The following is a 24,853-nucleotide window of genomic DNA, read 5'->3' as shown; positions in this document are numbered from 1 at the left end:
GCGCATTCGGATGAAGCAGCCGAACGGTGTGTGAGCCTTGCATTACTCAATAGGGACAATTCCCCGTCCGCCAGACGGTAGTCCATCGCGGCCATTTCTTGCGGTTGGTTTTAAACGGCGTACGATTAACCTCACGTTAGCAAAGCGCGTATCAATTAGTAGATCGAGGCGAGAACTCGCGGTGCGCCGTCTGCCCAATGCTAACAGCAATATTTGCAAGAGGTGGCTACATGAAAAGCGCACACAACGTTATCGACGCATCTCGGCTCGTCGCAGTTTTGATCCTCGCCTGCATGGCGGGCTCGGGCGCACAAGCGCAAAGTTCGAACGCGGCACCGGCTGCGGCGTCTGCGCCGGGTCTTGCGGTAGCCGCTCAAGCGTCGTCAAACGCACTGGACCCATTCCCTCATGGCCCGCACCAGCATGGCGTCGGACCGAAAGTGCCGCCAGCCTTCGCCCTCGATGGATCGGACGTAGACAAACAGAACGGCGGAGACAAGATCAATCCGAATAATTTCCTCGACGACCGCGGGCCGGCGGTGGATACGCCGTACCAGGCTCCCGAAACAGCGACTGCCGCTACATTGAGCCGGACACCAGGGGCCGTCGCGGCGCCAACCTTTACGACGACCGACTGGCCGACGTATGGTATGAACAGGCAGCGGACTGGCTATAACCCAGTCGAGACGGTGCTCACCCAGACCAACGTTAGGACGTTGATAAAGCACTGGGACTCACCTGTGCTGGACGGTGCCATCCTGACTCAGCCGGTACTGGCTGTCGGGGTGATGATCAACGGGGTGCCAACCGATATCGTCTATGTTGGGACAGAGGGGAACAGTACATATGCACTGAATGCCGCGACAGGGCATATTATTTGGAAAAGCGCCCAAATCCCTCAAGCTATCTTGACGTCGGCCTGCCAGGGGCTGTTCCAAGGCAAGATCGGGGTGCAGGGCACGCCCGTCATCGACCATGCCAACAACCGGATTTTCGTTGTGAGCGGGCGAGGCTACCTGCATGCGTACAACCTGCAGACCGGCGTGGATCTCCCGGGCTTCAACCTGCTACTTCTCGACCCAAACAACGCTACTCCAATAACGATGGTCTATGGCGGCTTGACGCTCAGTCCCGATGGTTCGTCGATTTACGTGGGGACAGCCGGTGACCCCTGCGATACGGAGCCGTACCATGGACAGGTCGTCCGCGCGTCCACTACCAACCCAGCTGCGATTCTGCAACGCTGGTACCCAACCGGCGCAAGCGGGCCAGATGGGGGCGGTATATGGGGTATGGGAGGCGTATCGATTCCGCCTGATGGGACGGTCGTCTATGCACTCACAGGCAACGCATTCGCCAATCCGGAAAATGCCGCGTTCGCGGAGCACGTCGTGAAGCTCACGCCGACCCTGGCGGTAGCCGCGGCGAACTCGCCGCTTTCTCCGCCCCTCTCGGACGTCGACTTCGGCGCTACAGCATTGCTCTTTCAGCGTCCCACCTGCCCGACGATGCTCGCGGCCTACAACAAGTCCGGCAACCTGTTCATTTATAACCGAGCCACTATTCAGCAGCAGGGTCCCATTGAAAAGTTGACGATTTCCCAAACTTCAGCCGACGGCAGCAACATAGGCCTTCCTGTATTCGACCCGGTGCTGAATCGGCTTTACGTCGTGTCCCCTGGCGGTTCGGGGAGCAACAACTTATACCAACACGGGGTGATTGCACTGTCGATCGACAGCAACTGTACCGTGAACCCCAAACCCGTGTGGACGGCGCAAGTCGGCTTGAACCAAGTCGCGTTCAACCCGGCTATCCCGCCCGTCGCCGCAAATGGTGTGGTGTATTACGCAGACGGTTTGGGCAACGACTTTTATGCATTGGATGCCGCGGACGGGACCATACTCTTCCACGACCAATACACGCCAGCTCAAAACGGCGAGGGCAACTTCGCGTCGCCGATGGTCGTGAACGGGCAAGTCTTCGTCGCTGGTGGCGACCACGTGGTTCATGCCTATGGCCTCTGACTGCTAAACCCGTTAGCGAAACGTAACTTTTTCGCAAGCATAGCCACTCTGCTCTTATTGCGCGCAGTGATTCGCAGTATCGCGCCGCTGCGCGCGTCCTGCTGACCCGTCGCAATTCGATGTCGTCGAGGCGTTCCCGGCGCGCGCGCCGCATCGCGCCGTCGCGGTGACGCGCGCGAGTCGACGTTGCTCTCGCACGCAAATACAAGGCTCCCCGGGCTTCTAAACGTAGAGCGAGTTGGGCATCATGATGGCCATGCCGCCCACCGCCATCCCTGTCGCGGAATTGCCGGTCGAGCCTGATGCGCTACAGGCGTTCGCGCTCGAACAGAACGCTTCGCGCGCTGTGTGCGCAAGATCGTGACCGGTCGGCAGTTGTTTGCCTCAATACTTAAAGTAACCGTTCGCCGCCGAGAAGTGGGGCGACGCGCTATGGAATGCGACTTCACTTCATCGTTGCTTGTACTATGATGAACCGGCGTGTCCCCGTCTTGTCTCTTTAGTAGCCGCGATCGGTGCTGCACCCTGAGGCGCGGTTATTAGCATCGGCACTCTTGGTGTTCGTAAATTCGTGATGTAGACGACGCCAAATTCAGTGTGTCCCGATACTCGCATGTATGTTCCTTAGACAATGTGCTCGTCGGCACCTACGAAGGAGAAGCATGACTGCATCCCGTTCTAACGCGGCGTCGAGGCGAGTCGCTATTCTGGTCCTGCTCTGTCGCGACTACGCAGCGCTTGAACTGACTCTCGCCAGTCACATGGCGTACCGGCCGACAGGCGTAGAGTTCATCCTGCTTCAGAACTGCAGGGGCGGCTATGACGCGGAACGCACGCTTGCCGTCGCGCGGCGCTACGCAAGGCTTTTTCCGGGCGTCGTCCGGGTCGTCGACGACATTCCGCCTGGTCCACCCTATCGCACGATCAAAAAACTACTCTCGCAGCCGGCGTTCGCCGAAATCGACCTGATCTGCAAGGTGGACGACGACGCGTTTCCGATCGCCGGCGGGTGGCTCGACAAGATGCTCGCCACGTACGACGCGGCGGAAAAGGAAAGCGGGAACGAGCTTGCCTACGTCACTCCCCTCATCAACAACAACAACTGGGGCTTCCCTGAGGTGATGCGCGTGATGAACCTGGAGCGCGAGTACTTCACGAGCCAGGCGCATCCGCATTTCGTCGGGGCCGACGGGGACAAGCGCTATCCGCTGCGAATCATCCCTGCGGAGCAGATCGAGATCGGCACCAATGGCACGATATGGGGCTATCCGCACATCGCGCGCTGGCTACATGAACGGACCACGCTGCAGCCTGATGCTTTCATCGCTGCGACTCGGGACCTTGAACCTTGCGAAGTGCCCTCAGAATCGCGCTATTCGATCGGCTGCATTCTTTTTCGCAAGGGGTTATGGGACAAGATCGACGACGGTGGGCAGGACGACGAGCACATGATGCATATGTACTGCGCGCGGCACCGGCTGAGAATCGTCTGTGCGCGCAGCGTGCCGTTCGTGCACATCGCGTACTTCACCCAGCGCGAGGAGAACCGCGACATCGTCGATGCCGCTCGCGCGCTTTACGACGGGAGGCTTGGCCATCCCTTCCCGATTTCACTCTACGCGGACCGTGAACGCGATATCGAAGCGCGGTTGCGCTGGCTTGAAGATCACCCGCCGCAGGCCACCAAGGGGACGCTTGAAGCGTCGAAGCGTGTCAGTCGCGCGATCTATCGGCGAGTGCGCACGCTGTGGAAAAACGGTCGCCGAGCGTGGTATGTCGTGACTGGCAAGCGCGATGCGACGAGCGGCCGGAGGTCTCCGTCATCATGACGTCTGCTATTGCTTCATGAGAAGCCTCCATCGCCGCTGACCCTGCGAAATGCGCCATCTGGCACATAACGCAGAGCATGCGCTGCTATCTATCGAATCGAGTGCGCGCAGCGCTTGTTCATGGCGGTGACTCTCGTACCGCCTAGACCGATGGCGCCGAAGTGGCCACGGTAAGCCCCACCAAACGAGTGGCGGAGACTACTTTTTCACCGGAAATAGCAACAGCAGCGAGGCGCACGCGGAAAGGTACTCCCAACCATCCCATGGCGACGCTCTCACGCCGGTGTGTAGATATCTATTGACATACTTGCCCGATCCACTATCGAAGTGGTGGAATGCGCCAATACCTCTCCAATTTGTGCCGGTTGCTGACATTGGTGCAGCGAAGCATGTACAAATTTCTAAAGTACTTCGTTTCCTGGCCGCAGCTGGTCGACCTTTCGTGTGATTGCGCCGCAACGGCACAAACCCGCTTTACCTAATCAATTGTCTGCTTATTTCAGCTCCTGGCGATTCTGGTGGCGACTCGTTTACGGTGCGCCACGAATTTCATCCGAGTCGGACAACAGTGACGCATCCGCGCCCGACCAGTGCGGACTTGCGGCTTATTGCCGGTAGCGGTGGCTTCCTCGGACGAAGAGTCGGGGAGCCGGTAGCAAGGCCCAACCGGCGTCGGCCTGATCAGGTATTCGCTTCCGCGGAGACCTACTCGCACTCCGCCCAGGGGATATAAAGATATGTCTCCAAGCGATCCTTCATCGATGTATTGACAACGGCTAACTCATGACGAGTCCCCTCCGACACAACATCGTTGCGCTGTCAGTTCTGCAAGCAGCCAACATGCTGCTGCCGCTTGCAACATTTCCCTACCTGTTGCGTGTTCTGCGCCCGGAACACTTTGGTGCGTATGTCTTCGCGCAAGCCTTAGTTGGTTATCTCGTGCTGCTGACGGACTACGGTTTTAACTGGTCAGCGACTGCTCAAGTCGCACGGGTCCAAAAAGATCGGCACGCGGTATCGAAGATCTTTTGGGCGACGCAAGGCGCAAAGGCGCTTATCGCTGTGGTCTGCTTCGCTATCCTGCTTGTAGCGGCGTTCTTCGTAGCAAGATTGCGCGAACTGCTGCCGGTTCTGCTGGCTACCTATCCGGTCGTTATCGGAACGGTCCTGTTTCCACAGTGGCTCTTCCAGGGCCTGGAGCAGATGACGTTTACTACGGTCTCCACGTTGAGCGCGCGGGTGCTACTGCTTCCGCTAACGTTCTTCCTGGTGCACTCGCCGGCCGACACGTGGATCGCGTCGCTCATCAGTTCGATGAGCGTGATTGCTGCCGGAGTCGTCGCATCGATCCTGATCGCAAAAAACCGACTGATCATCCCCTTGATGCCGAGCATGGCGGACGTCATCGAAGCGCTTCGTGAAGGCTGGCACATGTTCATTTCCACGGCAGCGATCAGTCTGTACACAACCACTAATAGCGTGTTGCTTGGATTTATTGCGGGAGACGTCGCTGTTGGCTACTTTGGCGTAGCCGACAAGATTCGGAACGTCGCCCAGGCGCCGCTCGTACCGTTCGCCAACGCAATTTACCCGCGCGTGACGGCGCTCTTTTCCGAAGACTCCGATAAGGCGTTTGGGCTGGTGCGCAAGATGCTCTACCTGGGGGGCTCGACCATGTTGCTGGCTTCGGTCGCGCTCTGGGCCGGCGCCGATTTGATCATTCGCATCGCCGTGGGCCCTGGGTACGAACCAGCGGTCATCGTCCTTAAGTGGATGGCCCTCCTGCCGCTGCTCATCTGTCTGAACAATGTACTCGGCGTTCAGGTGATGCTGCCGCTCGGCATGAAGAAGAGAGTCAGCGAGATACTGGTCGTCTGCGGCTTGATCAACCTTGCCCTGCTCGTGCCTCTTGCATCGGCTTATGGCGCTCAGGGCGCGGCAATGTCAGTGCTTGCCACCGAATTTCTGGTTACGGCCTTAATGGCTCTCCACCTGATCAAATGCAAGATTCCAGCTTTTTATACGAGGATGCGCAGAGATGAATTATGACTTCCTTATCGTAGGCGCCGGCTTTGCAGGCGCGGTCTGTGCCGAACGTCTGGCGGCAAGCGGCAAGCGTGTGCTAGTCGTAGACAAGCGAAATCATATTGGCGGCAATGCATATGACCGCGAGGATGAGAACGGTGTGCTGATCCATCCGTATGGTCCGCACATCTTTCATACGAACAGTAAGCGGATATTCGAGTACCTGTCGGGTTTTACCGATTGGCGCTTCTACGAGCATCGCGTAAAGGCTTATGTAGACGGGGATCTGTATCCAATACCGATCAATCGCACGACGATCAACAAGCTATATGGCCTCGATCTGAGCGAGCAGGACACGATAGCGTTCCTTGAGTCGGTACGTGAAGCGCGAGAGGTCAATACGACCAGCGAGGACGTGGTGCTGAGCAGCGTTGGCCCGGATCTGTGCGACAAGTTTTTCCGTGGCTATACGCGCAAGCAATGGGGACTCGATCTGTCTGAATTGTCTGCGGGTGTCGCTGCGCGAATACCAACGCGTTCGAACGACGACGACCGGTACTTCACCGATACTTTTCAATTTATGCCGGCGCACGGCTACACCGCGATGTTCGAAAAGATGCTTGACAGTCCAAATATCGACGTGCGTCTGTCGACCGACTATGACGTGGTGAAAGCGAATATCGAATGTGGACACGTTGTGTACACTGGTCCGATCGACGCGTATTTCGGGTATCGGTTCGGCAAGCTTCCGTACCGCAGCCTTCACTTTCAACACCAGCATCTGAGCGACGTGGAGCGTTTTCAGACGACGGGTACCATCAACTATCCGAACGATCACGAATATACGAGGATTACTGAGTTCAAGCACCTCACCGGGCAACAGCATCAGGGGACTTCGATTGTAAAGGAGTATCCGCGAGCCGAAGGCGAGCCGTACTACCCGATTCCACGCAAGGAAAACGAGGCATTGTTCATGCGCTACAGCGCGCTCGCGGAGACAGTTACCGATGTGACTTTCGTGGGCAGGCTGGCGCAGTATCGCTATTACAACATGGACCAGGTCGTTGGTGCGGCGCTCAAAGCAGTAGAAACACTCGTCTAAAGGAGCAGTAATAAGATGTACTCGTCCTACGAAGGAGAAGCATGACTGCATCCCGTTCTAACGCGGCGTCGAGGCGAGTCGCTATTCTGGTCCTGCTCTGTCGCGACTACGCAGCGCTCGAACTAACCCTCGCCAGTCACATGGCGTACCGGCCGACAGGCGTAGAGTTCATCCTGCTTCAGAACTGCAGGGGCGGCTATGACGCGGAACGCACGCTTGCCGTCGCGCGGCGCTACGCAAGGCTTTTTCCGGGCGTCGTTCGGGTCGTCGACGATATTCCGCCTGGTCCACCCTATCGCACGATCAAAAAACTACTCTCGCAGCCGGCGTTCGCCGAAATCGACCTGATCTGCAAGGTGGACGACGACGCGTTCCCGATCGCCGGCGGATGGCTCGACAAGATGCTGGCCACGTACGACGCGGCCGAAAAGGAAAGCGGGAACGAGCTTGCCTACGTCACCCCACTCATCAACAACAACAACTGGGGCTTCCCTGAAGTGATGCGTGCGATGAGTCTGGAACGCGAGTACTTCACGAACCGGGCGCATCCGCATTTCGTCGGGGCCGACGGGGACAAGCGCTATCCGATGCGAATCATCCCTGCTGACCAGATCGAGAAAGGCACCAATGGCACGATATGGGGCTATCCGCATATCGCGCGCTGGCTACATGAACGGACGACGCTGCAGCCTGATGCTTTCATCGCTGCGACTCGGGACCTCGAACCTTGCGAAGTGCCCTCAGAATCGCGCTATTCGATCGGCTGCATTCTTTTTCGCAAGGGGTTATGGGACAAGATCGACGACGGTGGGCAGGACGACGAGCACATGATGCATATGTACTGCGCGCGGCACCGGCTGAGAATCGTCTGTGCGCGCAGCGTGCCATTCGTGCACATCGCGTACTTCACCCAGCGCGAGGAGAACCGCGACATCGTCGATGCCGCTCGCGCGCTTTACGACGGGAGGCTTGGCCATCCCTTCCCGATTTCACTCTACGCGGACCGTGAACGCGATATCGAAGCGCGGTTGCGCTGGCTCGAAGACCACCCGCCGCAGGCCACCAAGGGGACGCTTGAAGCGTCGAAGCGTGTCAGTCGCGCGATCTATCGGCGAGTGCGCACGCTATGGAAATGAGCAAGGGTGCGCGTCGCCGAGCGGAGTGTGTCGTTTCGTGATTTCGCGCGGTTGGTGTCAGTCAAATGCAATTCTTCGCCAGTGACTGTCTTTACGTGCCGCGCAATCTGCTTCTACGCATAGGGAAATTGAAAGATGAACAAGTACCTGGTCGTTCTGAGGTGTGGAGACAGTTCCTTGCATCCGCAATGGTTCAGCGGCGGACAGGCGCCAAACTTTGATTTGGTGCTGAGTTACTACGGGAAGAACGAAGACTATGCAGACATCTTTGCCAAAGCCATACATCGATTCAAAGGATCAAAATGGGAAGGTCTTAACGACTTCATGTTGAAAAATGCCGAATTGATTCTGCAATATCGTTACATCTGGCTCCCGGACGACGACATCCTGACGGATGTTCAAACCATGAACGACTTCTTCGAGTATGTAGAACGAGAGAATTTCGCACTCGCGCAACCTTCTCTCGACGAGAGAAGCTATTTCGGTCACCAAACGACGTTGCAAAACAGGGAGTTTGAATTTCGCGAAACAAATTTCGTGGAGTTGATGATGCCATGTTTATCTTCGAATGCTTTGCATGCGATAAAACACAGCTTCGGGATGAACAAATCAGGCTGGGGCCTCGATTTCTTGTGGCCCAAGTGGGTCGCTTCTTTTGGAAAGGTTGGCATTATTGATCGTTTTTCCGTGTTCCATACACGCCCGGTCGGTTCGGCTGGGAGCGGCATGGGAGACGATTCAAGGACGAGCCCAAGTTTTGAATTGAATCAGACGCTCGCGCAATACGGGATGCTGGACACTCCGATAAAGGTCATTCGTGGCAAAACAAAAGATGTAGGCAAATCATATGCGAGCGGTCGACTGGGCAATCCAATGTTGTTCATTCATGCGGTAAAGGGCAGCAATCCGGTGCGACGGAAAGATATCGTCAGTTTTATGAGGTTGCTGAAAGAGTATCTCCCGTGGCTTCATCATATCAAGCGCACAACGTGGCCAATACATCCGGCTCCGGAAAGGCGCTCGAGCCGTTGAGAATGCCGCGCTCGAACAGCAGCTCTCTTCCATGTCGCGCAGGCTCGACTGGAAGCGGAAATACCATCGAACCACGCAGCTGATGACCCCAGCCGGAAAACGGTGACCGTGATAGAGCGATTTTGATTTTTTCATCACGCCATCTACCGGCCTCGCAAGCTGACAAAGCCGTCGGCAGTTGTGATGAACGTCAGACTCGACTTGGCGACGGCGGAGATTTTCGATTAAATGATTAATTAGCCACACCCAACCATTGGCGACATTAGTCGGGCGAAAAGCGACATGCTCTATAGATCGCATTTAGTTCTGGATAAACTCGTATCGCGTAGTCCGTTGCAAGGCAACCACCTTCTCGCGTACGGCACGCTATGCCGAGCCTCCAATGGAGGCAGCAACGCAGCGATGCTCTCACGAAGCAAATCGAGGAGGGTGAATTATGAGCGATCCAAAATTTGCAACGTTCTGGAATGGTCCGGAATTATCTCCTTATGAAATCGCTTGTTTGAATACGTTCACTGCTAACGACAGCGAAATTGCTGTATATAGTTACAAACCCATCAGCAACTTGCCAAAAGGCGTGATCGAAAAGGACGCCCGGTCGATCCTTTCTGCCGACTCGCTGAGCGCTTTTCCCGTTGATGGCGTTCCTTCAACGGCGCATTTCACAGATTATTTCCGGTTGATAATGTTTACCAAAACGGATGAAATCTGGGTGGACACAGATATTCTTCTCCTGAGACGATTTGACCTGGACATTGCGGGCGACTTGGTCGGCCGGGGGAAGCCGGATCTGCTTTGCACCGCACTCCTGCGCCTCGACCCGAGGAATCCACGGCTGCGTGATCTAATTCAGCGGGTAGAAGCGATGGAAAACACGCATATAAAATGGCGTGCTACTGGCTCCAATATTTTGACGGAAGTCTATGGTGCAAAGGCCGGCTTGCCTGAAAAAGTGTTTTATCCGGTGCATGCTGATTCCTACTATAAGGTATTTTTGCCCCATTATTTCGAAGAGTGCGCTGCGCTTTGCACTAATGCATATACGCTTAAACTTTGGAATAATCTTGTAGTTAAGCTTGGCGTGTTCAAAAGGGTCTGTCCACCAGAGGGGTCATTCCTGCATCACGTGTTTGCCAGTACTGGATCCGATCAGCTTTTCGACGAGATCTACCCCGCGGATGTGATGCAGAGGTTGATCAGTAACGCCGAAGAGAGGGTCGGCCGCGATGAAGGCGTTCGCAAACTCATGCGAATAGCATTGGGGCGCGGGTTATCCAGCTAATTTGACGACACGTCGCTCACACCGGGATTAATTGATATCTGTTGGCATATTCGCCTAATCATCGCAAAAACGATTTCATTAAAAAATTCCTATTTGACATACCTGCCTGATCCACTGCCGCAGTGGTGGAATGCGCCAACATCTCACCAATTTGTGCCGATTCCTAGAATATATTGGTGCAGCGATGCATTTACATCTAGTCTTTAGAGTACCCTTCGTTTCCGGCCGCATGCTCGTGCATGCTGGTCGGTTCCCGTTTTACCCAATTAATTGTCTGATATTTCAGTTGCTGGCGATCTTGGTAGACCCAGACTGCCGGCACTTCAGGTCGGCCCGATTTGCTCCCACAACATAATTTGTGATTAGTTGATTTCTTCGCGAAGCAGGATTTTGCGATATAGAACGGGTAGTTCACGCCTCGTTTACACCTCCAGGAGCATTGTCTATGTCCGCACCGAGAATCAGCGTTCTGCTGCCTATCTACAAGGTCGAGGACTATATCGAGGACTGTCTCGACTCACTGCTGTCACAATCCTGCACCGATTTCGAAATCGTCGCCGTCGACGACTGCAGCCCCGATCGCTCCGGTGAAATCGCTGCCCGGGTTCTCGCGCAACAGGATCGCATTCCGTGGAAGTTAATCAGAAACATCGACAACAAAGGGCTCGCTGAAACGCGAAAAATCGCAGCATCGGAAGCGCGGGGCGACTATGTGCTCTGCGTTGACAGCGACGACCACGTCCATCGCGATCTCATTTGCACCGTGCTGCGCGAAGCCGACCAGTACGACGCCGATGTCGTCATTTTCGCCGCCGAGCGCATCAGTCCCGACGGCGCCGTCAACGCTCGGATCGATTCCGGCGACGGCATTATCACTGGCGTGGAAGCCGTCCAGAAAATTCTCGAACTCAAGCTGCAAGCCTTTTGCTGGAACAAGCTTGTGCGCCGCTCCATCTTCGTCGCAGCCGATCATCCGTGCGGTCTCATTTTCGAAGACGTTTGCGTGTCGGTGCAAACGCTCGCCAACTCGAAAGTGGTGCGCCTCATTCCGGACAACCTCTATTCATACATGATCCGTGAATCGGGAATCTCGAGACGCTTCAACCCGCAGGTCGTCGACCTATTTGCCATCATGGACCGCGTGGAAAAAAATACCGCGTCCCTCCCGATTACCGACTACAAGCGCCTCTTCTTCCGGCTCAAATATAGCTGGGCATTCCGCGCGATCGCGTTTCAGACCGCGATCACCGCGCCGACCTACCGCCTCGCCAGCCCTATTCTGCAAAGCGTATCGGAGAAGCTGCGCGTGAAGCACCTGCTTGGCCTGTTTGCCGATCGGCATCTGAAGCTTTCCATCACTATGACCATGCTCAAGATCCATCCGTGGATCTTTTATTGCGTCGTAAGACGCTTCAACCGCCGCTGACACAGCAGAATGCGCCATCCGGCACATCATTTAACACCGAGCGTGTTGGAGGTGCACGAGATCGCGTGACCGAATCGAACGTACTCTTGTTTCCCCAACAGGTACGCCGAGAGTACTGGAACTTGTAGTTAATTGTGTCGCTTGCCGCTTACGCATCGCCGACTAGATATTGGGGCTTCGTCAGGTTGCGAGGCCGGTCGGATAAGATGGCGTGATGAAGAAATCGAAATCGCTCTATCACGGTCACCGTTTTCCGACTGGGGTCATCAGCTGCGTGGTTCGATGGACGTTTCGGCTTGCGCTCAGCACGATTTCGAACGCATTTCACGGACGCTCGAAAGCAGGTATCTGCAATCGAGCGGATCATGGCTGACGGCGACAACGAACTTCGAGCCAATAGCGAACCCGAGGCACTTCCGTATTTTCCGGAGAGGAGAGGGCAGGAGAGCCGGAAGCTCCATCGCGACAACGAATCTTATGCGGAAGTGTATGAGGTTGGACAGGCGTCGTTGCGATTCGTCGAGTTTTGGACTGCATGACGAGAATTACCAGGAACCGATTTGGTGAACTGACAAAGCCAATCAATCAGTAAGCCTGAGTGCTAATCACTCACTGGATCAACTCCGCTGCATCCCCGTCCTGACAAAAAAAGCGGGGGACACCAATCATGCGTCCCCCGCCCTCCGGTTGTGTCGCCGACAAACGTTACATCAATCGCGCAACTTCACCGCCGTCATCCGCGGCATCAACAGATGAATGATGCCAAGTGCAACCAGATACGCCGATGCGCCGACCGTAAACAGCGCCCAATAATTCCCGGTGCGCTGCAAGGTCTCGCCGATCACGCCGGAGAAGAAGAACGATCCGACCATCCCTGCCACGCCGCCGATACCGACCACCGTGCCGACCACCCGCTTCGGAAACACGTCGCCGACCGTCGTGACGAGATTGGCCGACCAGCCCTGGTGCGCCGCTGCCGCGAGACCAACGGCGAGCACCGCCCACCACAGACTCTGGAATGCCGACAACGTTGCGATCGGCACCACGCACAATGCACAGATGAGCATCGTGAGCTTGCGTGCGAAATTCGGCCGGTTGGTGCGCGCCATCAGATGCGACGACAGCCAGCCACCCGCCACGCTGCCGACCGACGACATCGTATAGATTGCGATCAGCGGCAAACCCATGTGGGCGATATCGATATGGCGCGACTCATTGAGCCACTTGGGCAGCCAGAACAGATAGAACCACCACACCGGATCGGTCAGCAGCTTGCCGAAGACAAACGCCCACGTTTCGCGGTACTTGAGCACCGACAACCAACTGACTTTCTGTTCGACGACTTCTTCGCGATCCGCATTGATGTAGGCGAGTTCTTCCTTCGACACCGACGGATGCTCCGAAGGTTGCCGATAAACCAGCCACCACACCGCCAGCCAGACGAACCCGGTCGCGCCGCCCGCGATGAACGTCGCGCGCCAGCCCCACATCACCGCGGCGATCGGCACGAAGGCCGGCGCCACGATGCCGCCGATCGTCGCGCCCATGTTCCAGAAGCCCGTCGCGAGCGCGCGTTCCTTCTTTGGAAACCACGTGGCGGTAGTGCGGATCGCAACCGGAAAATTGGCCGCTTCGCCGAAGCCGAGCAGACCGCGTACGGCCGCGAAACCCGGCACGGTCGATGCCACCGCGTGCAGCATCGCCGCCAGACTCCACAGCGCCATCGCGCTGCCGTAGACCTTCTTCGTGCTGACGCGATCGGCGATGCGGCCGAAGATCGCGAGACCCACCGCGTAGGCGACCGTAAACACCATCACGGTCTGTGCGTACTGCACCTGGTTCCAACCGATATCCTTTTGCAGCAGCGGCGCGAGCAGCCCGAGCATCTGACGATCCATGTAGTTGATCGTCGTCGCCGCGAAGATCATCGCGCAGATGGTCCATCGGTATCGTCCGACGGCCGTCCGTGCGGCAGCCGTCGTAGCTTCTAGTGTTTTCATCGAGTCTCCTGAAGGTTTCTGAAAATGTGTCTATATGGTTGTTCGATACGGTCAATGCGCTGAGGCCGGCAATCCTTCGCGCGGGCTCATACGCGAGAAGAACACGACCCCGGCCGCAATCACCGACATCACCGCGAGTCCAGTGAGGCCGCCCTCGATCGAGCCGGTCTTCTGTTCGAGGAAGCCGAAGGTCGCCGGCGCCACGAAGCCGCCGAGGTTGCCGATCGAGTTGATCAGCGCCAGCACCGCGGCGGAAATCCGCGCGTCGAGATAGCCCTGCGGGATCACCCAGAACAGCGACGAGGCCGCCTTGAAGCCGATCGCAGCAAAGCAGATCGCGACGAACGAGAACACCGGGCCGCCCTGGCCGGCCGCATACATGCCGAGCGCGGCGATCAGCAGCACACACGCGACCCACGCCTGCTGAAACTTGAAGCGCGCCGCGAGCATCGCGAACAGATACATCGCCGCGATCGAGATCAGCCACGGAATCGAGTTGAACAGGCCGACCTGGAAGTCGTTGAAATGGCCCATCTTGTGGATGATGCTGGGCAGCCAGAAAGTCGCACCGTAGATGGTCAGCGATACCGCGAAGTAGATCAGGCAAAAGATCAGGATTTGCGGATCGCGCAGCAGGGTTCCGAGCGACGACTTGACCGGGTGCGCGGCGGCGCGCTGGCGTTGCTCTTCGTCGATCGCATCCAGCACCGCGTCCTGCTCGGCGCGGGTGAGCCAGGCGGCGTCGCGCGGCTTCGAGTCGAGCCACAGCAGGATGAAGCCCGCGAGCACGACCGAGAACATGCCTTCGATGATGAACATCCACTGCCAGCCACGCAGCCCCGCGCCTTCGATCAGCATCAGCCCGCCGGAGATCGGCCCGGACAGCACCGACGCGAGCGCCGAGCCGCTCAGGAAGATCGCCATCGCCTTGCCGCGCTCGTTGCTCGGCAGCCATTCCGTGAAGTAGTAGATGACGCCGGGAAAGAAGCCCGCTTCGGCCGCGCCGAGCAGCAGCCGCATCGCGTAGAACGACGTCTCGCCGCGCACGAATGCCATGCCGGCCGCGGCCAGCCCCCACGTGAGCATGATGCGCGCGAGCCACAGCTTCGCGCCGTAGCGCTGCAGCAGGATGTTCGACGGCACTTCGAAGATCGCGTAGCTGATGAAGAAGAGCCCCGCGCCGAGCCCGTAGGCCGCCGCGCCGATGCCCAGATCGGCGCTCAGATGCTGGCGCACGAAGCCGATGTTCACGCGGTCGATGTAGTTGACGATGAACATCACGACGAACAGCGGCAGCACGCGCCACTTGACCTTGTGCACCGCGCTCGCCAGCGCGCCGGCGCGCTCGGGCCGCGCCGTGTCGGCAATCGGGCTACTCATGGGGTTGTCTCCTTCGATGGCGACGCGCATTGCGCGTCGCGGGCCTCGTAGGCGCGGATTTGGAAGCGAGAATTAAAAGCGCGGATTCTTGCCGGTGAAGCCCGGTTCGTACTTGCGCATCTGCGAGAGGTCATCGCGATTGCGCACGCCGCACGACAGATACTGCGCATGCAGTTCGGCGAGCCGCTCGCGGTCGAGCTCGACGCCGAGGCCCGGCGTGGTGGGCACACGCACCGAGCCGTTGTCGAACGTGACACGGCCGCCCTTGATGACTTCTTCCTCCTGCCACGGGTAGTGCGTGTCGCACGCATAGGTCAGGTTGGGGATGCTGGCCGCGACGTGCGTCATCGCCATCAGGCTGATGCCGAGGTGCGAGTTCGAGTGCATCGACATGCCGAGATCCCACAGCTTGCACATGCGCGCGAGCGTCTGGGTCGCGCGCAGGCCGCCCCAGTAATGGTGATCCGACAGCAGGACCTTGACCGAACCCATCTCGGCGCCGCGGCGGAAATCTTCCATCGTCGTGATGACCATGTTGGTCGCGAGCGGCAGGCGCGTGTGCTTCGCCAGTTCGGCCATGCCTTCGAGACTCGGGCACGGGTCTTCGTAGTACTCGAGCAGTTCGTCGAGTTCAGGGGCGGCGGCGATGCTCGTTTCGAGCGTCCAGTTCGCGTTCGGGTCGAGGCGCAGCGGCACGCCGGGGAACGCCTGATGCAGCGCGCGCATGCACGCGATTTCGTGTGCCGGCTCGAACACGCCGCCCTTCAGCTTGATGCTCTGGAAACCATACAGCTCGATCATCCGACGCGCCTGCGCGACGATCTGCTCGGGGCTCAGGCCTTCGCCCCAGGCATCGGGCGCATAGGGCTTGTCGATGTGCTCGGCGTACTTGAAGAACAGATAGGCGCTGTACGGCACGGCGTCGCGCACCTTGCCGCCAAGCAGATCGACGATCGGCGCGCCGACGATTTGCCCTTGCAGGTCGAGCATCGCGACTTCGAGCGTGCTGATGACTTTCGGCGCGTTCTTCGCCGCGTGCGAGCCGGGCGCGAGTTCGAATTCGACCGCGCCCGGGGTCGCCTTGATCGTGCCCCGCACGCGTTCTTCCATGCGATTGAGGTCGAACGGCGACAGCCCGATCACCAGCGACTTCGCCTGTTCGAGCACACGCAGCATCGGTTCGTCGCCATAGGTCTCGGAGATGCCGACGCGGCCGTCGCTCGTCTCCAGTTCGACGATGGCGCGCAGCGCCCAGGGTTCGTGGATTCCGGCCGCGTTGAGCAGCGGGCCGTCGCGGAAGGCGATCGGGGTGATGCGCACCTGGGTGATGGTGATGTCGCGAGTCATGATGTCAATCGGCATAAGTGGAGTTTGATGGGCCGGATAGTAAAGCACTAATATATTAGTGCGTTAGTGGGGTAAACTCTCATGTCCACTTCCTGGCGAATTCCGCTTGCAAGCCCGCTGGAAGCGGCGAGCGTCGGCTATAGTACTAGTGCCTCAGCGGACCGCCCCGTCGGTCCGCCTGCTTCCACGCTTCAATTTCTGCCATGAAAAACCACGCTCACTCGTCGACGGTCACCCGACTCGACCGCTCCCGCCACGCCGCGCCGCAAGTCTTCGAACGACTGCGCGAAATGATCCTTTCTCTCGAATTGACGCCGGGCACGGTGCTGTCGCGCACCGAGCTCGCGAACCGCTACGGGCTCAGCCAGACGCCGGTGCGCGACGCGCTGATGAAGCTCGGCGAGGAAGGACTCGTCGATATCTATCCGCAGCACGCGACGGTCGTTAGTCAGATCAAAGTGACCTCCGCGCTGCAGGCGCATTTCCTGCGCCGCTCGATCGAACTCGAAGTGGTGCGCACGCTCGCGGAGCAGCGCAACGCCACGCTGATCGCGGAACTGCGCGTCACGATCGCCCGGCAAACGGAATTGCTCGACCTGAAGAACTACGAGGAGTTCTCGCTGCTCGATCAGACGTTTCATCGGCAGATGTACGAGGCGGCGGGCGTGCCGCAGCTGTGGGACCTGGTGCGCAGGCTGAGCGGGCATATCGACCGGCTGCGGCGCCTGAATCTGCCGGCGGAGGGCAAGACGATGGCGGTCGTGCGCGATCATACGGAGATCGTCGACGCGATCGACAAAGGCGATGTCGAGGCCGCGCAGGCGGCGCTACGCAAGCATCTGTCGGGGACGCTGAGTCAGATCGATCAGATTCGCACGAGTCATCCGAATTTTTTGGCGGACGAGTGAGCGTTCGCTGAATCGCTGGCTACGGCTGGATCACGGTCATTCTGAATGGACCGCCGTTTGCGGCCGCGTGGGACACCGCTTCATTGGCGCGATCGAGCGGGAATGTCTTCACGTCGAAATGGCGAAGATCGAGCAGCCCCGAGCGAATCAGGCCCGTCATCAGCGTCACGGCTTCCGTCGGATACATCCATTTGCCGCGCACGGTGATGTCGTTGCGCATGAGCCACGGATATGGCAGATCGAGCCCAGCATCGCCCAGCATGCCCACGCCACCCATCAAAATGACGCGGCCGTACGGCCGCACGGCCCTCATCGCGGCACGCACGGCTGTGACGGACGCCGAGGGCGGCAGCAGATCGATGACGCAATCGATCGGGCAAGGAGCCGCCTGTTGCATCCGTTCGCGATCCGCCTGTTCATCGCCTGAAAGTCTGACCGGGCGCACACGCGCGCCGAAGCGCTGTTTCAGATCGTCGAGTGCTTCCGCATTGCGTCCCGGCGCGACCACGCAGCGCGCTCCCATCGCGAGGGCGACAGCCACGCAGGCGCTGCCGAAGTTGCCGGTAGCCCCGCTGACGAGCAGCGTTTCGCCAGCCCGCAGCGCGGCCGCAAGCAGCCCGCCATAAGGCACGAGCATCACGTTGAGCGCACACCAGCGCGCCGCCTCGCCAGGATCGATGTCGCCGATACGAACCGCGTTCTCGGTCGGCACACGCACCTGTTCGGCGAACGGGCCGTCGTGAAAGTACCGTTGCAGTCGCAAGCCCCCGTCTCCACGCGAACTCCAGCCCTGCAGCGCTATATCGGGCATCAACGCGTCGTCGCGCGAGCGCACGGTCGGATCGCAGAACACCCAGTCGCCCACCTTCAGATGAGTCGCATCGGGACCGCTCGCTCTTACTCGACCGATCGCGCCGCAACCGGGCACGATCGGCAGTTCGATCGGATAGCGGCGCTGCCCATTGAACACTTCACTCGCGTATGACAGCACCGGCGCGGCGGCGACATCCACGATCACCTCGCCCGTGCCGATTTCCGGATCCGGCATTTGCGTAATCGCGAGCGGTCGCTCAAGCGAATTCAGGATTGCAGCTTTCATCGTCGTTCTCCGTCAAGGGTGGTCTGACGAGGTCATTCTGGCGAACCTAGAATAGGCAACAAGGCCTGGTACTATCCCAGGATTCATCGATACCTCCTTGCGAGGACGAACATGCCGGCATCGAGACGGAGTGAGTTTGGCGATTTTCTGCGGTCGCGCCGGGAGAAGCTGAGCCCGGCATCGGGGCGGCTCGGGAGCGGCCGGCGCCGTCGTACGCCGGGTCTGCGGCGGGAAGAAGTTGCCGAACTGGCCGGCATCGGTGTGGACTGGTATGTGCGGCTGGAGCAGGGGCGAACGGTCAGCCCCTCCGATGCCACCCTCGACGCGCTTGCTCGCGCCCTGCGGCTTGGCAAAGCGGAAGCCGCGCATCTGCGGGCGCTCGCGCGCAGCAACGATCAGCGGACGTTTGCTGCCGAGAAAGTGCCGCCGGCAATCGCGCGCATCGTTTCAGACCTCGGCCTGCCGGCATACGTGACCGGCAGGCGGTGGGACATCCTGGCGTGGAACCGGGCGGCCGCCGATCTACTGGGATTCGATCGGCTGACCGAGGCGGACCGCAATATCCTCGTTTTCATGTTCATCGACCCGGAAGCGCGACGGCTATTCGGACCCGCGTGGGAAGACGAAGCGCGCCGCATGATCGCGCTCTTTCGCGCAACGCATGATCTCTTCGCCACCGATCCACCGTTCGTCCAGCTAGTGGAGCGCCTGCGTTCGTCGAGTGCGGAGTTCGCTAGCTGGTGGATCGCGCATGACGTCCGTGGCGGCGCGTCCGGCGAGAAAGTACTCGCGCATCCTCAGCGTGGTATCCAACGTTACCAATACGCTACGTTTCAGGCGAACGACGACCCGTCGCTGAAACTCTCGATCTACACACCCGTTTGAGCTTCGCCCGCCTGACAAAGCCATCGCGACGGCCCTAGGACCTTGGTCCGATTGACGCGACTCCCACGCGTGGCACCCTTGTACAAAGCCGGAATAGTCACATGCAACCTGTCAGGGAGGTCGCCATGTTTTCATGGAGCCGGCAGTTCGCGGCCGCGGTCATGGCTGTGTCCGCGATGGCTTGCGCTGGAAGCTCCTGGGCAACCGAACAGGCTCAGCAACGTCGCGCCGGACGCGACGTTCGACAGGAGACACGCCAGGGCGCCCGCCATACGAAGCAGGAGTGCAGAGCCGCGGACCAGAAGAGTAATTCGCATTGCCGGCAGGACAAGCGGCAAACCAAGCAGAGCGGCCGTCAGGCGGCCAGGAAGATCAAGTATTGAACGTTTGAGTTCGCGTGCGCCGGCTGGGCACTGAACCAGCGACAGCATGGGAAGGCAGTCACCACGTCCACCACATCAAGCGGGGGAGCCGATGCGAGCCTGGCGATATGTAGCGCTTTGCACCTTGCCGTTCATGATCGTCGGCTGTAACACGCCTCCGATCGCACCGGGCAAGCCGGTCGATATCCCGACTGCCCTCGAGCAGGTTCTCCAGGGCCTGTGCAATTTCCGCAAAGATCAGGCCGGCCGGAAGCAGGATCTCGGCGCCGCAATCGACTCGATCACCGTGGAGTTAGACCTGACCGTCGACGGGGCGAGAAATCCGCCCGTGGCGGTCGCGCCGGATATCCAGTTCATTCCGACGGTTAGCTATGGTCAGATCATGACGGCAAACCGAGGCAGCAGACTCGTGCTTACGCTGAAAAGCACTGGCGGCGGCACCCATGGCGGCGATTGCGATGTGACTGCGCCAGTCAAGTAGAGATCAGACAGCTGGGGCACTTCGCCGCGTTGACCCGCACAGCTCGCCCCAGCATTGCACTTCAACTTTGGGCGATGCTCTCCCACGCGCCCGACTGAGCCGAGCGGAACACGGCATCGATCACCCGCATATTTGCGCGCGCATCTTCCAGCGGAATAGCTTGCGGGCCTCCACTCAGGATCGCCTCCGCGAACGAGGTGGCGGCTACGCCGTATTGATCGCACACCGGAACTTCCAGCCAGCGATCAGTCGCGACACCGTCGCTATTGTGCTCACTGATTAGCAGACGCGTCGGTCGATCGTGTGGCGCATTGAACGGAATTTCGACTTCGATTCTCCCCTTGGTGCCGTGAAATTGCATCCGCTGGTACGGATAGGTCTGAGTCGAGTAAAAGAAACTCACCTGCACGCCATCGAAGTCCATCAGCACGGAACCGAGCCGGTCTACCTTGAAGGCAGGATCCTGTTCCACCAGCGCTACTACGCGCCGTGGCTCACGCCCAATCGTGAAGCGCGACGTCGTGATCGGATAGCAACCAATATCGAGCAGACCGCCGCCGCCTAGCTCGCTCTTGTTGCGGATATTGTCTTCGTTCGTGTTGTGATAGGTGAAACCGCCGGTCACTGCCCGCAATTCGCCGATCGCGCCTTCGTCGATCAGGGTCCGCACCTTCAACCATTGCGGATGCGTACGAACCATGAAGGCTTCCTGGATGTATCGGCCGCTCTTGTCGCGCGCGGCGATCAGCCGTTCGACCTGTTGCGCGTCCAGGCTGATCGGCTTCTCACACAGCACGTGCTTGCCCGCCTCGACCGCTTTGATCGTCCATTCCACGTGGAGATGATTGGGCAATGGAATATAGACCGCGTCGATTTCCGGGTCAGCGAGCAGCGCCTCGTAACCGTCGTATGCGACCGCCAGACCATATTTGGCCGCGGCTTCCCGCGCCTTCTCCAGAGAGCGCGACGCGATGCCTTTCACCCGGCACTTCGGCGCGTTGTGCATGGGCACGACCACCTTGTCGTTGATCTTTGCGGCGCCCAAAATTCCCCAGACTATTTGATCCTTTGCCATGACATCCCTTTTCCGATTGCGTATCCGATGAGTCGAGCAGGCTGAGCATTCGCGTGAGTCGGCAAGTCGCGTGAGTCCGCGAACGACCAGGAGCATGCGATCGTATCAGTTTAACCGTGGCTCGTCGTCGCTAGACCTCGGTCCGCTTGAGCAGATAGTCGAGGCCGCCCACCCGATACCATCGGTATCCGAACGGCTCGAGCACCACCTTGTGACGGCCGTCCTCGTCAGCGCCGCTGTGGTCGTCGGACAGTAGATTGATCAGCGAATCCCGCCCGGGTTCGTCGGAGCTGAGGCGGAATTCGACGGTACACGCTTCGGCGCGGAAGTTATGCAGAAACAGCACGGAGTTGTTGCGCCAGTGATAACCGAGCGCGAGCACATCGTTTCGCGAGGTGGGCAGCACTTCGAAGTCCCCCCAGCTGATTTCCGGCACTTCCCGGCGCATGCGAATCATCCGCTCGGTCCAGTTGAGAAACGAATCGGGATCGCGCCGCTGATTTGCCACGTTGACCCGCTCGAACCCATAAGCCCCGCCGGAGATCGCAGGCACAGGCGGGTTCGAATGGCTCGTGAAGCCGCCTTGCGGCTCGCCCGACCATTGCATCGGCGTGCGCGCACATTGGCGCTCGGGCCGGCGCAGATCGTCCCCCATGCCGATTTCATCGCCGTATCGGAACACCGGCGTGCCCGGCAAACTCAGCATCAGACTGTAGGCGAGTTCAAGACGGCGTCTGTCGCCCGACAGCATCGGCGCAAGTCTGCGGCGGATGCCGCGCCCATACAACTGCATGTCGGGGTCCGGGGCGAACGCGGCGAACACCGCCGCGCGCTGAGCGGGCGTCAGCCGGCCCAGATCGAGTTCGTCGTGATTGCGCAGAAATACCCCCCATTGCGCAGTCGGCGGCCGTGGGTTCGTCGCAAGCAGCGCGTCCTTCAACGGCTTCGTGTTGCCCGTCGCGAGCGTGTAGAAGGTGTTTTGATTGACGCGGAAGTTGAACATCATCGGCAAGCGCTCGCCCTCGTCGCCGAAGTATTGGAGATCCGATTTGGGCAGCACGTTGGCTTCGGCCAGAATGATCGCGTCGCCTTCGCGCCACTGCAGAAACTCGCGAAACGTTCGCAACATGTCGTATTGCTCGACGGGGCGGCGCACCTTCGGGCCCTTCGTCGCGATGACGAAGGGCACCGCGTCCATGCGGAATCCGGACACGCCGAGCTGAATCCAGAAGCCCATGATCTTCAGCAACTCCGCCTGCACATGCGGATTGGAAGTATTCAGGTCCGGTTGAAAATCGTAGAAGCGATGGAAGTACCAGCGTTTTGCCCGCTTGTCGAAACTCCAGGTCGACTTCTGCACGCCCGGAAACGCCACGCCGCGTTGCGCATCGGGCGGTTTGTCGTCCGACCAGACATACCAGTCGCGATATTTCGACGCGGGATCGCTGCGTGCTTCCAGGAACCACGGATGCTGGTCGGACGTGTGATTGACGACGAGATCGATGATCACCCGCAAGCCCCGCTGGGCGCACGCGTGCGTGAACTCGGCGAAATCGCCGAGCGTGCCGTACTTCGGATCGACGTTGTAGTAGTCGCAAACGTCGTAACCGTTATCGCGTCCTGGCGACGGGTGGAAGGGCATCAGCCAGATCGTCGTCATGCCGAGCCCTTGCAGATAATCGAGCCTGCGCATCAGGCCCTCGAAGTCGCCGACGCCGTCGCCATTCGCGTCCATGAAGGTGCCTACCGAAAGGCAGTAAATGATCGTGTTCTTGTACCAGAGGTCATTAAGCATAGGTTCCGCGCGGGGGCGCCTAAACAATCGATCGTGAAGAGGAATTGCAATGTCGGAGCTGGCGTGGTGGCAACGCGGTGTGATCTATCAGATCTATCCGCGCTCGTTTCAGGACAGTAACGGCGATGGCATCGGCGATCTGTCCGGCATCAGCGCGCGCCTTGAATACGTCGCGGCGCTAGGCGTCGATGCGGTGTGGATCTCCCCCATCTACCCGTCGCCGATGGCCGACTTTGGCTATGACGTCGCGGACTACTGCAACATCGATCCGATGTTCGGCACTCTGGACGGGTTCAAGCAATTGATGGGCCACGCGCATCGGCTCGGGCTCAAGGTGCTGCTCGATTTCGTGCCGAATCATTCGTCGAACCGGCATCCGTGGTTCGAGCAAAGCCGCTCGTCGCGAGACAATCCGAAACGGGACTGGTATCTGTGGCGCGATCCCGCGCCCGATGGCGGACCGCCGAACAACTGGTTGAGCCGTATGGGCGGCTCGGCGTGGGAGTGGGACGAGGTGACGGGGCAGTACTACTATCACGCGTTTCTGCGCGAGCAGCCTGACCTGAACTGGCGGAACCCGCAAGTGCGCCGCGCGATGGACCAGGTGCTGCGTTTCTGGCTCGACCTCGGCGTGGACGGCTTCCGCGTGGACGTGCTGTGGCTGTTGATCAAGGACGCGCAGTTTCGCGACAATCCGCCCAATCCCGGCTATTTGCCGGGCGAGCCGGACCATCATCGACTGTTGCAAACTTACACCGAGGATCAGCCGGAAGTACATGAACTCGTCCGCTCGATGCGGGCCACGCTGGACGAATACGGCGAGCGCGTGCTGATCGGCGAAATCTATCTGACTGTTGCGCAACTGGTGAAGTATTACGGCGTGAACGGCGAAGGAGCGCATATGCCGTTCAATTTTCAGTTGCTCAGCGCGAGATGGAATGCGGAGAACATCGCCCGCATGATCCGCGATTACGACGTTGCGTTGCCCGAATACGCGTGGCCGAACTGGGTGCTGGGAAACCACGACAATCCGCGCGTTGCGTCGCGCGTCGGCGCGGCACAGGCACGTGTGGCCGCTGTGCTGCTGTTGACACTACGAGGCACGCCGACGCTTTACTACGGCGATGAAATCGGCATGACGGACGGCTATATCGCGTCCGATCAGATTCAGGACCCGGCGGAGTTCCGGCAACCGGGCATTTGCCAGGGACGCGATCCCGAGCGCACGCCTATGCAATGGGATGGCTCGCTGCCGAATGCGGGCTTCACGGACGGCAGACCGTGGTTGCCGATTGCGAGCGCGACGAGCGTGCGCGAACAGGAGGGCGATATGTCGAGCATGTTGTCGCTGTATCGGCGTTTGCTGAGCCTGCGCCGCAGTAGCGCCGCGCTCGTGCGGGGCACGATAGAGAATGTCGTTGCCGACGGCGACGTGCTGACCTATGAGCGGCGCTCCAGCAATCAATGTCTGTTCATTGCGCTGAACATGGGCGCCGAAGCTGCCACCGTGCAATCGCGCGCGGGTATGGTGCTGCTATCGACGGTGACCACGCGCATCGGTGACGCCTTCATCCAGGGCGCCAATTTGCTTGCCGCCAGCGAGGCGGTCATCGTGATCGTTGACTCTCCATCATGAACGGTAGA

At 59.3% G+C, this 24,853-nt stretch carries 20 protein-coding genes and 1 pseudogene; 15 read left to right on the top strand and 6 right to left on the bottom strand.

The window, feature by feature from the left end; translation table 11 throughout:
- The first annotated feature begins 230 nt into the window (after positions 1-230).
- The 10 genes and pseudogenes from AB3X96_RS35690 (at position 231) to AB3X96_RS35645 (ending at position 12,395) form a co-directional block, all read left to right on the top strand.
- Positions 231-2,024 carry a PQQ-binding-like beta-propeller repeat protein gene (locus tag AB3X96_RS35690; RefSeq protein ID WP_368593406.1) on the top strand — a complete coding sequence of 598 codons (1,794 nt, stop codon included), beginning with the start codon at positions 231-233 and terminating at the stop codon, positions 2,022-2,024.
- Between the two features lie 662 nt (positions 2,025-2,686).
- A complete protein-coding gene (locus AB3X96_RS35685; RefSeq protein WP_368593405.1) occupies positions 2,687-3,853 on the top strand; it encodes a hypothetical protein in 1,167 nt (388 codons plus the stop codon).
- A gap of 783 nt (positions 3,854-4,636) precedes the next feature.
- The gene (locus tag AB3X96_RS35680; RefSeq protein WP_184228720.1) at positions 4,637-5,902 is read left to right on the top strand and encodes a flippase; all 1,266 of its coding nucleotides are present in this window, start codon (positions 4,637-4,639) and stop codon (positions 5,900-5,902) included.
- A complete protein-coding gene (gene glf, locus AB3X96_RS35675; protein ID WP_368593404.1) occupies positions 5,892-6,980 on the top strand; it encodes a UDP-galactopyranose mutase in 1,089 nt (362 codons plus the stop codon). Before AB3X96_RS35680 ends, glf begins: the two co-directional genes overlap by 11 nt.
- A gap of 41 nt (positions 6,981-7,021) precedes the next feature.
- Positions 7,022-8,116: a hypothetical protein gene (locus AB3X96_RS35670; protein WP_368593403.1), complete on the top strand. Its 1,095-nt coding sequence runs from the start codon at positions 7,022-7,024 to the stop codon at positions 8,114-8,116.
- A gap of 135 nt (positions 8,117-8,251) precedes the next feature.
- The gene (locus AB3X96_RS35665; RefSeq protein WP_368593402.1) at positions 8,252-9,148 is read left to right on the top strand and encodes a DUF707 domain-containing protein; all 897 of its coding nucleotides are present in this window, start codon (positions 8,252-8,254) and stop codon (positions 9,146-9,148) included.
- A 436-nt stretch (positions 9,149-9,584) separates the two neighbouring features.
- Complete coding sequence (locus AB3X96_RS35660) at positions 9,585-10,430, top strand: hypothetical protein (RefSeq protein WP_368593401.1); 846 nt, start codon at positions 9,585-9,587, stop codon at positions 10,428-10,430.
- A 445-nt stretch (positions 10,431-10,875) separates the two neighbouring features.
- Positions 10,876-11,856: a glycosyltransferase family 2 protein gene (locus tag AB3X96_RS35655; protein WP_176123618.1), complete on the top strand. Its 981-nt coding sequence runs from the start codon at positions 10,876-10,878 to the stop codon at positions 11,854-11,856.
- A 214-nt stretch (positions 11,857-12,070) separates the two neighbouring features.
- Positions 12,071-12,151: pseudogene (locus AB3X96_RS35650) on the top strand (IS6 family transposase); the annotation flags it as partial.
- Between the two features lie 70 nt (positions 12,152-12,221).
- A complete protein-coding gene (locus AB3X96_RS35645; RefSeq protein WP_368593400.1) occupies positions 12,222-12,395 on the top strand; it encodes a hypothetical protein in 174 nt (57 codons plus the stop codon).
- Between the two features lie 171 nt (positions 12,396-12,566).
- On the opposite strand, the gene AB3X96_RS35640 is transcribed toward AB3X96_RS35645, so the two are convergent.
- From AB3X96_RS35640 to AB3X96_RS35630, 3 genes are all read right to left on the bottom strand, one after another.
- Positions 12,567-13,856, bottom strand: coding sequence for an MFS transporter (locus AB3X96_RS35640; protein ID WP_176123617.1), 1,290 nt, complete (start codon positions 13,854-13,856; stop codon positions 12,567-12,569).
- Positions 13,857-13,907: 51 nt separating this feature from the next.
- Positions 13,908-15,236 carry an MFS transporter gene (locus AB3X96_RS35635; RefSeq protein WP_368593399.1) on the bottom strand — a complete coding sequence of 443 codons (1,329 nt, stop codon included), beginning with the start codon at positions 15,234-15,236 and terminating at the stop codon, positions 13,908-13,910.
- A gap of 72 nt (positions 15,237-15,308) precedes the next feature.
- On the bottom strand, positions 15,309-16,583 hold the full coding sequence (locus AB3X96_RS35630; protein ID WP_026228580.1) for a glucarate dehydratase family protein: 1,275 nt from the start codon (positions 16,581-16,583) through the stop codon (positions 15,309-15,311).
- A gap of 203 nt (positions 16,584-16,786) precedes the next feature.
- On the opposite strand from AB3X96_RS35630, the gene AB3X96_RS35625 reads away from it, so the two are divergent.
- Entirely contained in the window at positions 16,787-17,491 is a 705-nt protein-coding gene (locus AB3X96_RS35625; protein WP_368593398.1) for a GntR family transcriptional regulator, read from the top strand.
- Between the two features lie 19 nt (positions 17,492-17,510).
- Here the strand turns inward: AB3X96_RS35625 and AB3X96_RS35620 are convergent, their stop codons facing one another.
- Complete coding sequence (locus tag AB3X96_RS35620) at positions 17,511-18,590, bottom strand: zinc-binding dehydrogenase (RefSeq protein ID WP_368593397.1); 1,080 nt, start codon at positions 18,588-18,590, stop codon at positions 17,511-17,513.
- A gap of 111 nt (positions 18,591-18,701) precedes the next feature.
- Between AB3X96_RS35620 and AB3X96_RS35615 the strand changes: the two genes are divergently transcribed.
- The 3 genes from AB3X96_RS35615 to AB3X96_RS35605 all read left to right on the top strand — a co-directional run bounded on the left by AB3X96_RS35615 (position 18,702) and on the right by AB3X96_RS35605 (position 20,339).
- Complete coding sequence (locus AB3X96_RS35615) at positions 18,702-19,475, top strand: helix-turn-helix transcriptional regulator (protein WP_368593396.1); 774 nt, start codon at positions 18,702-18,704, stop codon at positions 19,473-19,475.
- A 125-nt stretch (positions 19,476-19,600) separates the two neighbouring features.
- The gene (locus AB3X96_RS35610) at positions 19,601-19,858 is read left to right on the top strand and encodes a hypothetical protein (RefSeq protein ID WP_368593395.1); all 258 of its coding nucleotides are present in this window, start codon (positions 19,601-19,603) and stop codon (positions 19,856-19,858) included.
- Positions 19,859-19,991: 133 nt separating this feature from the next.
- Positions 19,992-20,339 (top strand): hypothetical protein, encoded by a 348-nt coding sequence (locus tag AB3X96_RS35605; protein WP_368593447.1) that lies wholly within the window; start codon positions 19,992-19,994, stop codon positions 20,337-20,339.
- A 61-nt stretch (positions 20,340-20,400) separates the two neighbouring features.
- Here the strand turns inward: AB3X96_RS35605 and AB3X96_RS35600 are convergent, their stop codons facing one another.
- Both AB3X96_RS35600 and AB3X96_RS35595 read right to left on the bottom strand, forming a co-directional pair.
- The gene (locus AB3X96_RS35600; protein ID WP_368593394.1) at positions 20,401-21,414 is read right to left on the bottom strand and encodes a Gfo/Idh/MocA family protein; all 1,014 of its coding nucleotides are present in this window, start codon (positions 21,412-21,414) and stop codon (positions 20,401-20,403) included.
- Between the two features lie 130 nt (positions 21,415-21,544).
- Positions 21,545-23,209, bottom strand: a complete 1,665-nt coding sequence (locus AB3X96_RS35595; RefSeq protein WP_368593393.1) for an alpha-amylase family protein — start codon at positions 23,207-23,209, stop codon at positions 21,545-21,547.
- A gap of 49 nt (positions 23,210-23,258) precedes the next feature.
- On the opposite strand from AB3X96_RS35595, the gene AB3X96_RS35590 reads away from it, so the two are divergent.
- A complete protein-coding gene (locus AB3X96_RS35590; RefSeq protein ID WP_368593392.1) occupies positions 23,259-24,845 on the top strand; it encodes an alpha-amylase family glycosyl hydrolase in 1,587 nt (528 codons plus the stop codon).
- Positions 24,846-24,853 lie beyond the last annotated feature (8 nt).

Origin of the sequence: Paraburkholderia sp. BR13439 (assembly GCF_040948805.1) — a bacterium.
Lineage (GTDB): Bacteria > Pseudomonadota > Gammaproteobacteria > Burkholderiales > Burkholderiaceae > Paraburkholderia > Paraburkholderia youngii.
Note: the sequence above shows the minus strand (reverse complement) of the source record. Positions and strands in the feature narration are given on the sequence as shown.

Excerpts from the sequence above, each read along its gene's own strand:
- AB3X96_RS35690 (WP_368593406.1), top strand. The coding sequence starts at position 231 with ATGAAAAGCGCACACAACGTTATCGACGCATCTCGGCTCGTCGCAGTT.
- AB3X96_RS35685 (WP_368593405.1), top strand. The coding sequence starts at position 2,687 with ATGACTGCATCCCGTTCTAACGCGGCGTCGAGGCGAGTCGCTATTCTG.
- AB3X96_RS35680 (WP_184228720.1), top strand. The coding sequence starts at position 4,637 with ATGACGAGTCCCCTCCGACACAACATCGTTGCGCTGTCAGTTCTGCAA.
- glf (WP_368593404.1), top strand. The coding sequence starts at position 5,892 with ATGAATTATGACTTCCTTATCGTAGGCGCCGGCTTTGCAGGCGCGGTC.
- AB3X96_RS35670 (WP_368593403.1), top strand. The coding sequence starts at position 7,022 with ATGACTGCATCCCGTTCTAACGCGGCGTCGAGGCGAGTCGCTATTCTG.
- AB3X96_RS35665 (WP_368593402.1), top strand. The coding sequence starts at position 8,252 with ATGAACAAGTACCTGGTCGTTCTGAGGTGTGGAGACAGTTCCTTGCAT.
- AB3X96_RS35660 (WP_368593401.1), top strand. The coding sequence starts at position 9,585 with ATGAGCGATCCAAAATTTGCAACGTTCTGGAATGGTCCGGAATTATCT.
- AB3X96_RS35655 (WP_176123618.1), top strand. The coding sequence starts at position 10,876 with ATGTCCGCACCGAGAATCAGCGTTCTGCTGCCTATCTACAAGGTCGAG.
- AB3X96_RS35645 (WP_368593400.1), top strand. The coding sequence starts at position 12,222 with ATGGCTGACGGCGACAACGAACTTCGAGCCAATAGCGAACCCGAGGCA.
- AB3X96_RS35640 (WP_176123617.1), bottom strand. The coding sequence starts at position 13,856 with ATGAAAACACTAGAAGCTACGACGGCTGCCGCACGGACGGCCGTCGGA.
- AB3X96_RS35635 (WP_368593399.1), bottom strand. The coding sequence starts at position 15,236 with ATGAGTAGCCCGATTGCCGACACGGCGCGGCCCGAGCGCGCCGGCGCG.
- AB3X96_RS35630 (WP_026228580.1), bottom strand. The coding sequence starts at position 16,583 with ATGACTCGCGACATCACCATCACCCAGGTGCGCATCACCCCGATCGCC.
- AB3X96_RS35625 (WP_368593398.1), top strand. The coding sequence starts at position 16,787 with ATGAAAAACCACGCTCACTCGTCGACGGTCACCCGACTCGACCGCTCC.
- AB3X96_RS35620 (WP_368593397.1), bottom strand. The coding sequence starts at position 18,590 with ATGAAAGCTGCAATCCTGAATTCGCTTGAGCGACCGCTCGCGATTACG.
- AB3X96_RS35615 (WP_368593396.1), top strand. The coding sequence starts at position 18,702 with ATGCCGGCATCGAGACGGAGTGAGTTTGGCGATTTTCTGCGGTCGCGC.
- AB3X96_RS35610 (WP_368593395.1), top strand. The coding sequence starts at position 19,601 with ATGTTTTCATGGAGCCGGCAGTTCGCGGCCGCGGTCATGGCTGTGTCC.
- AB3X96_RS35605 (WP_368593447.1), top strand. The coding sequence starts at position 19,992 with ATGATCGTCGGCTGTAACACGCCTCCGATCGCACCGGGCAAGCCGGTC.
- AB3X96_RS35600 (WP_368593394.1), bottom strand. The coding sequence starts at position 21,414 with ATGGCAAAGGATCAAATAGTCTGGGGAATTTTGGGCGCCGCAAAGATC.
- AB3X96_RS35595 (WP_368593393.1), bottom strand. The coding sequence starts at position 23,209 with ATGCTTAATGACCTCTGGTACAAGAACACGATCATTTACTGCCTTTCG.
- AB3X96_RS35590 (WP_368593392.1), top strand. The coding sequence starts at position 23,259 with ATGTCGGAGCTGGCGTGGTGGCAACGCGGTGTGATCTATCAGATCTAT.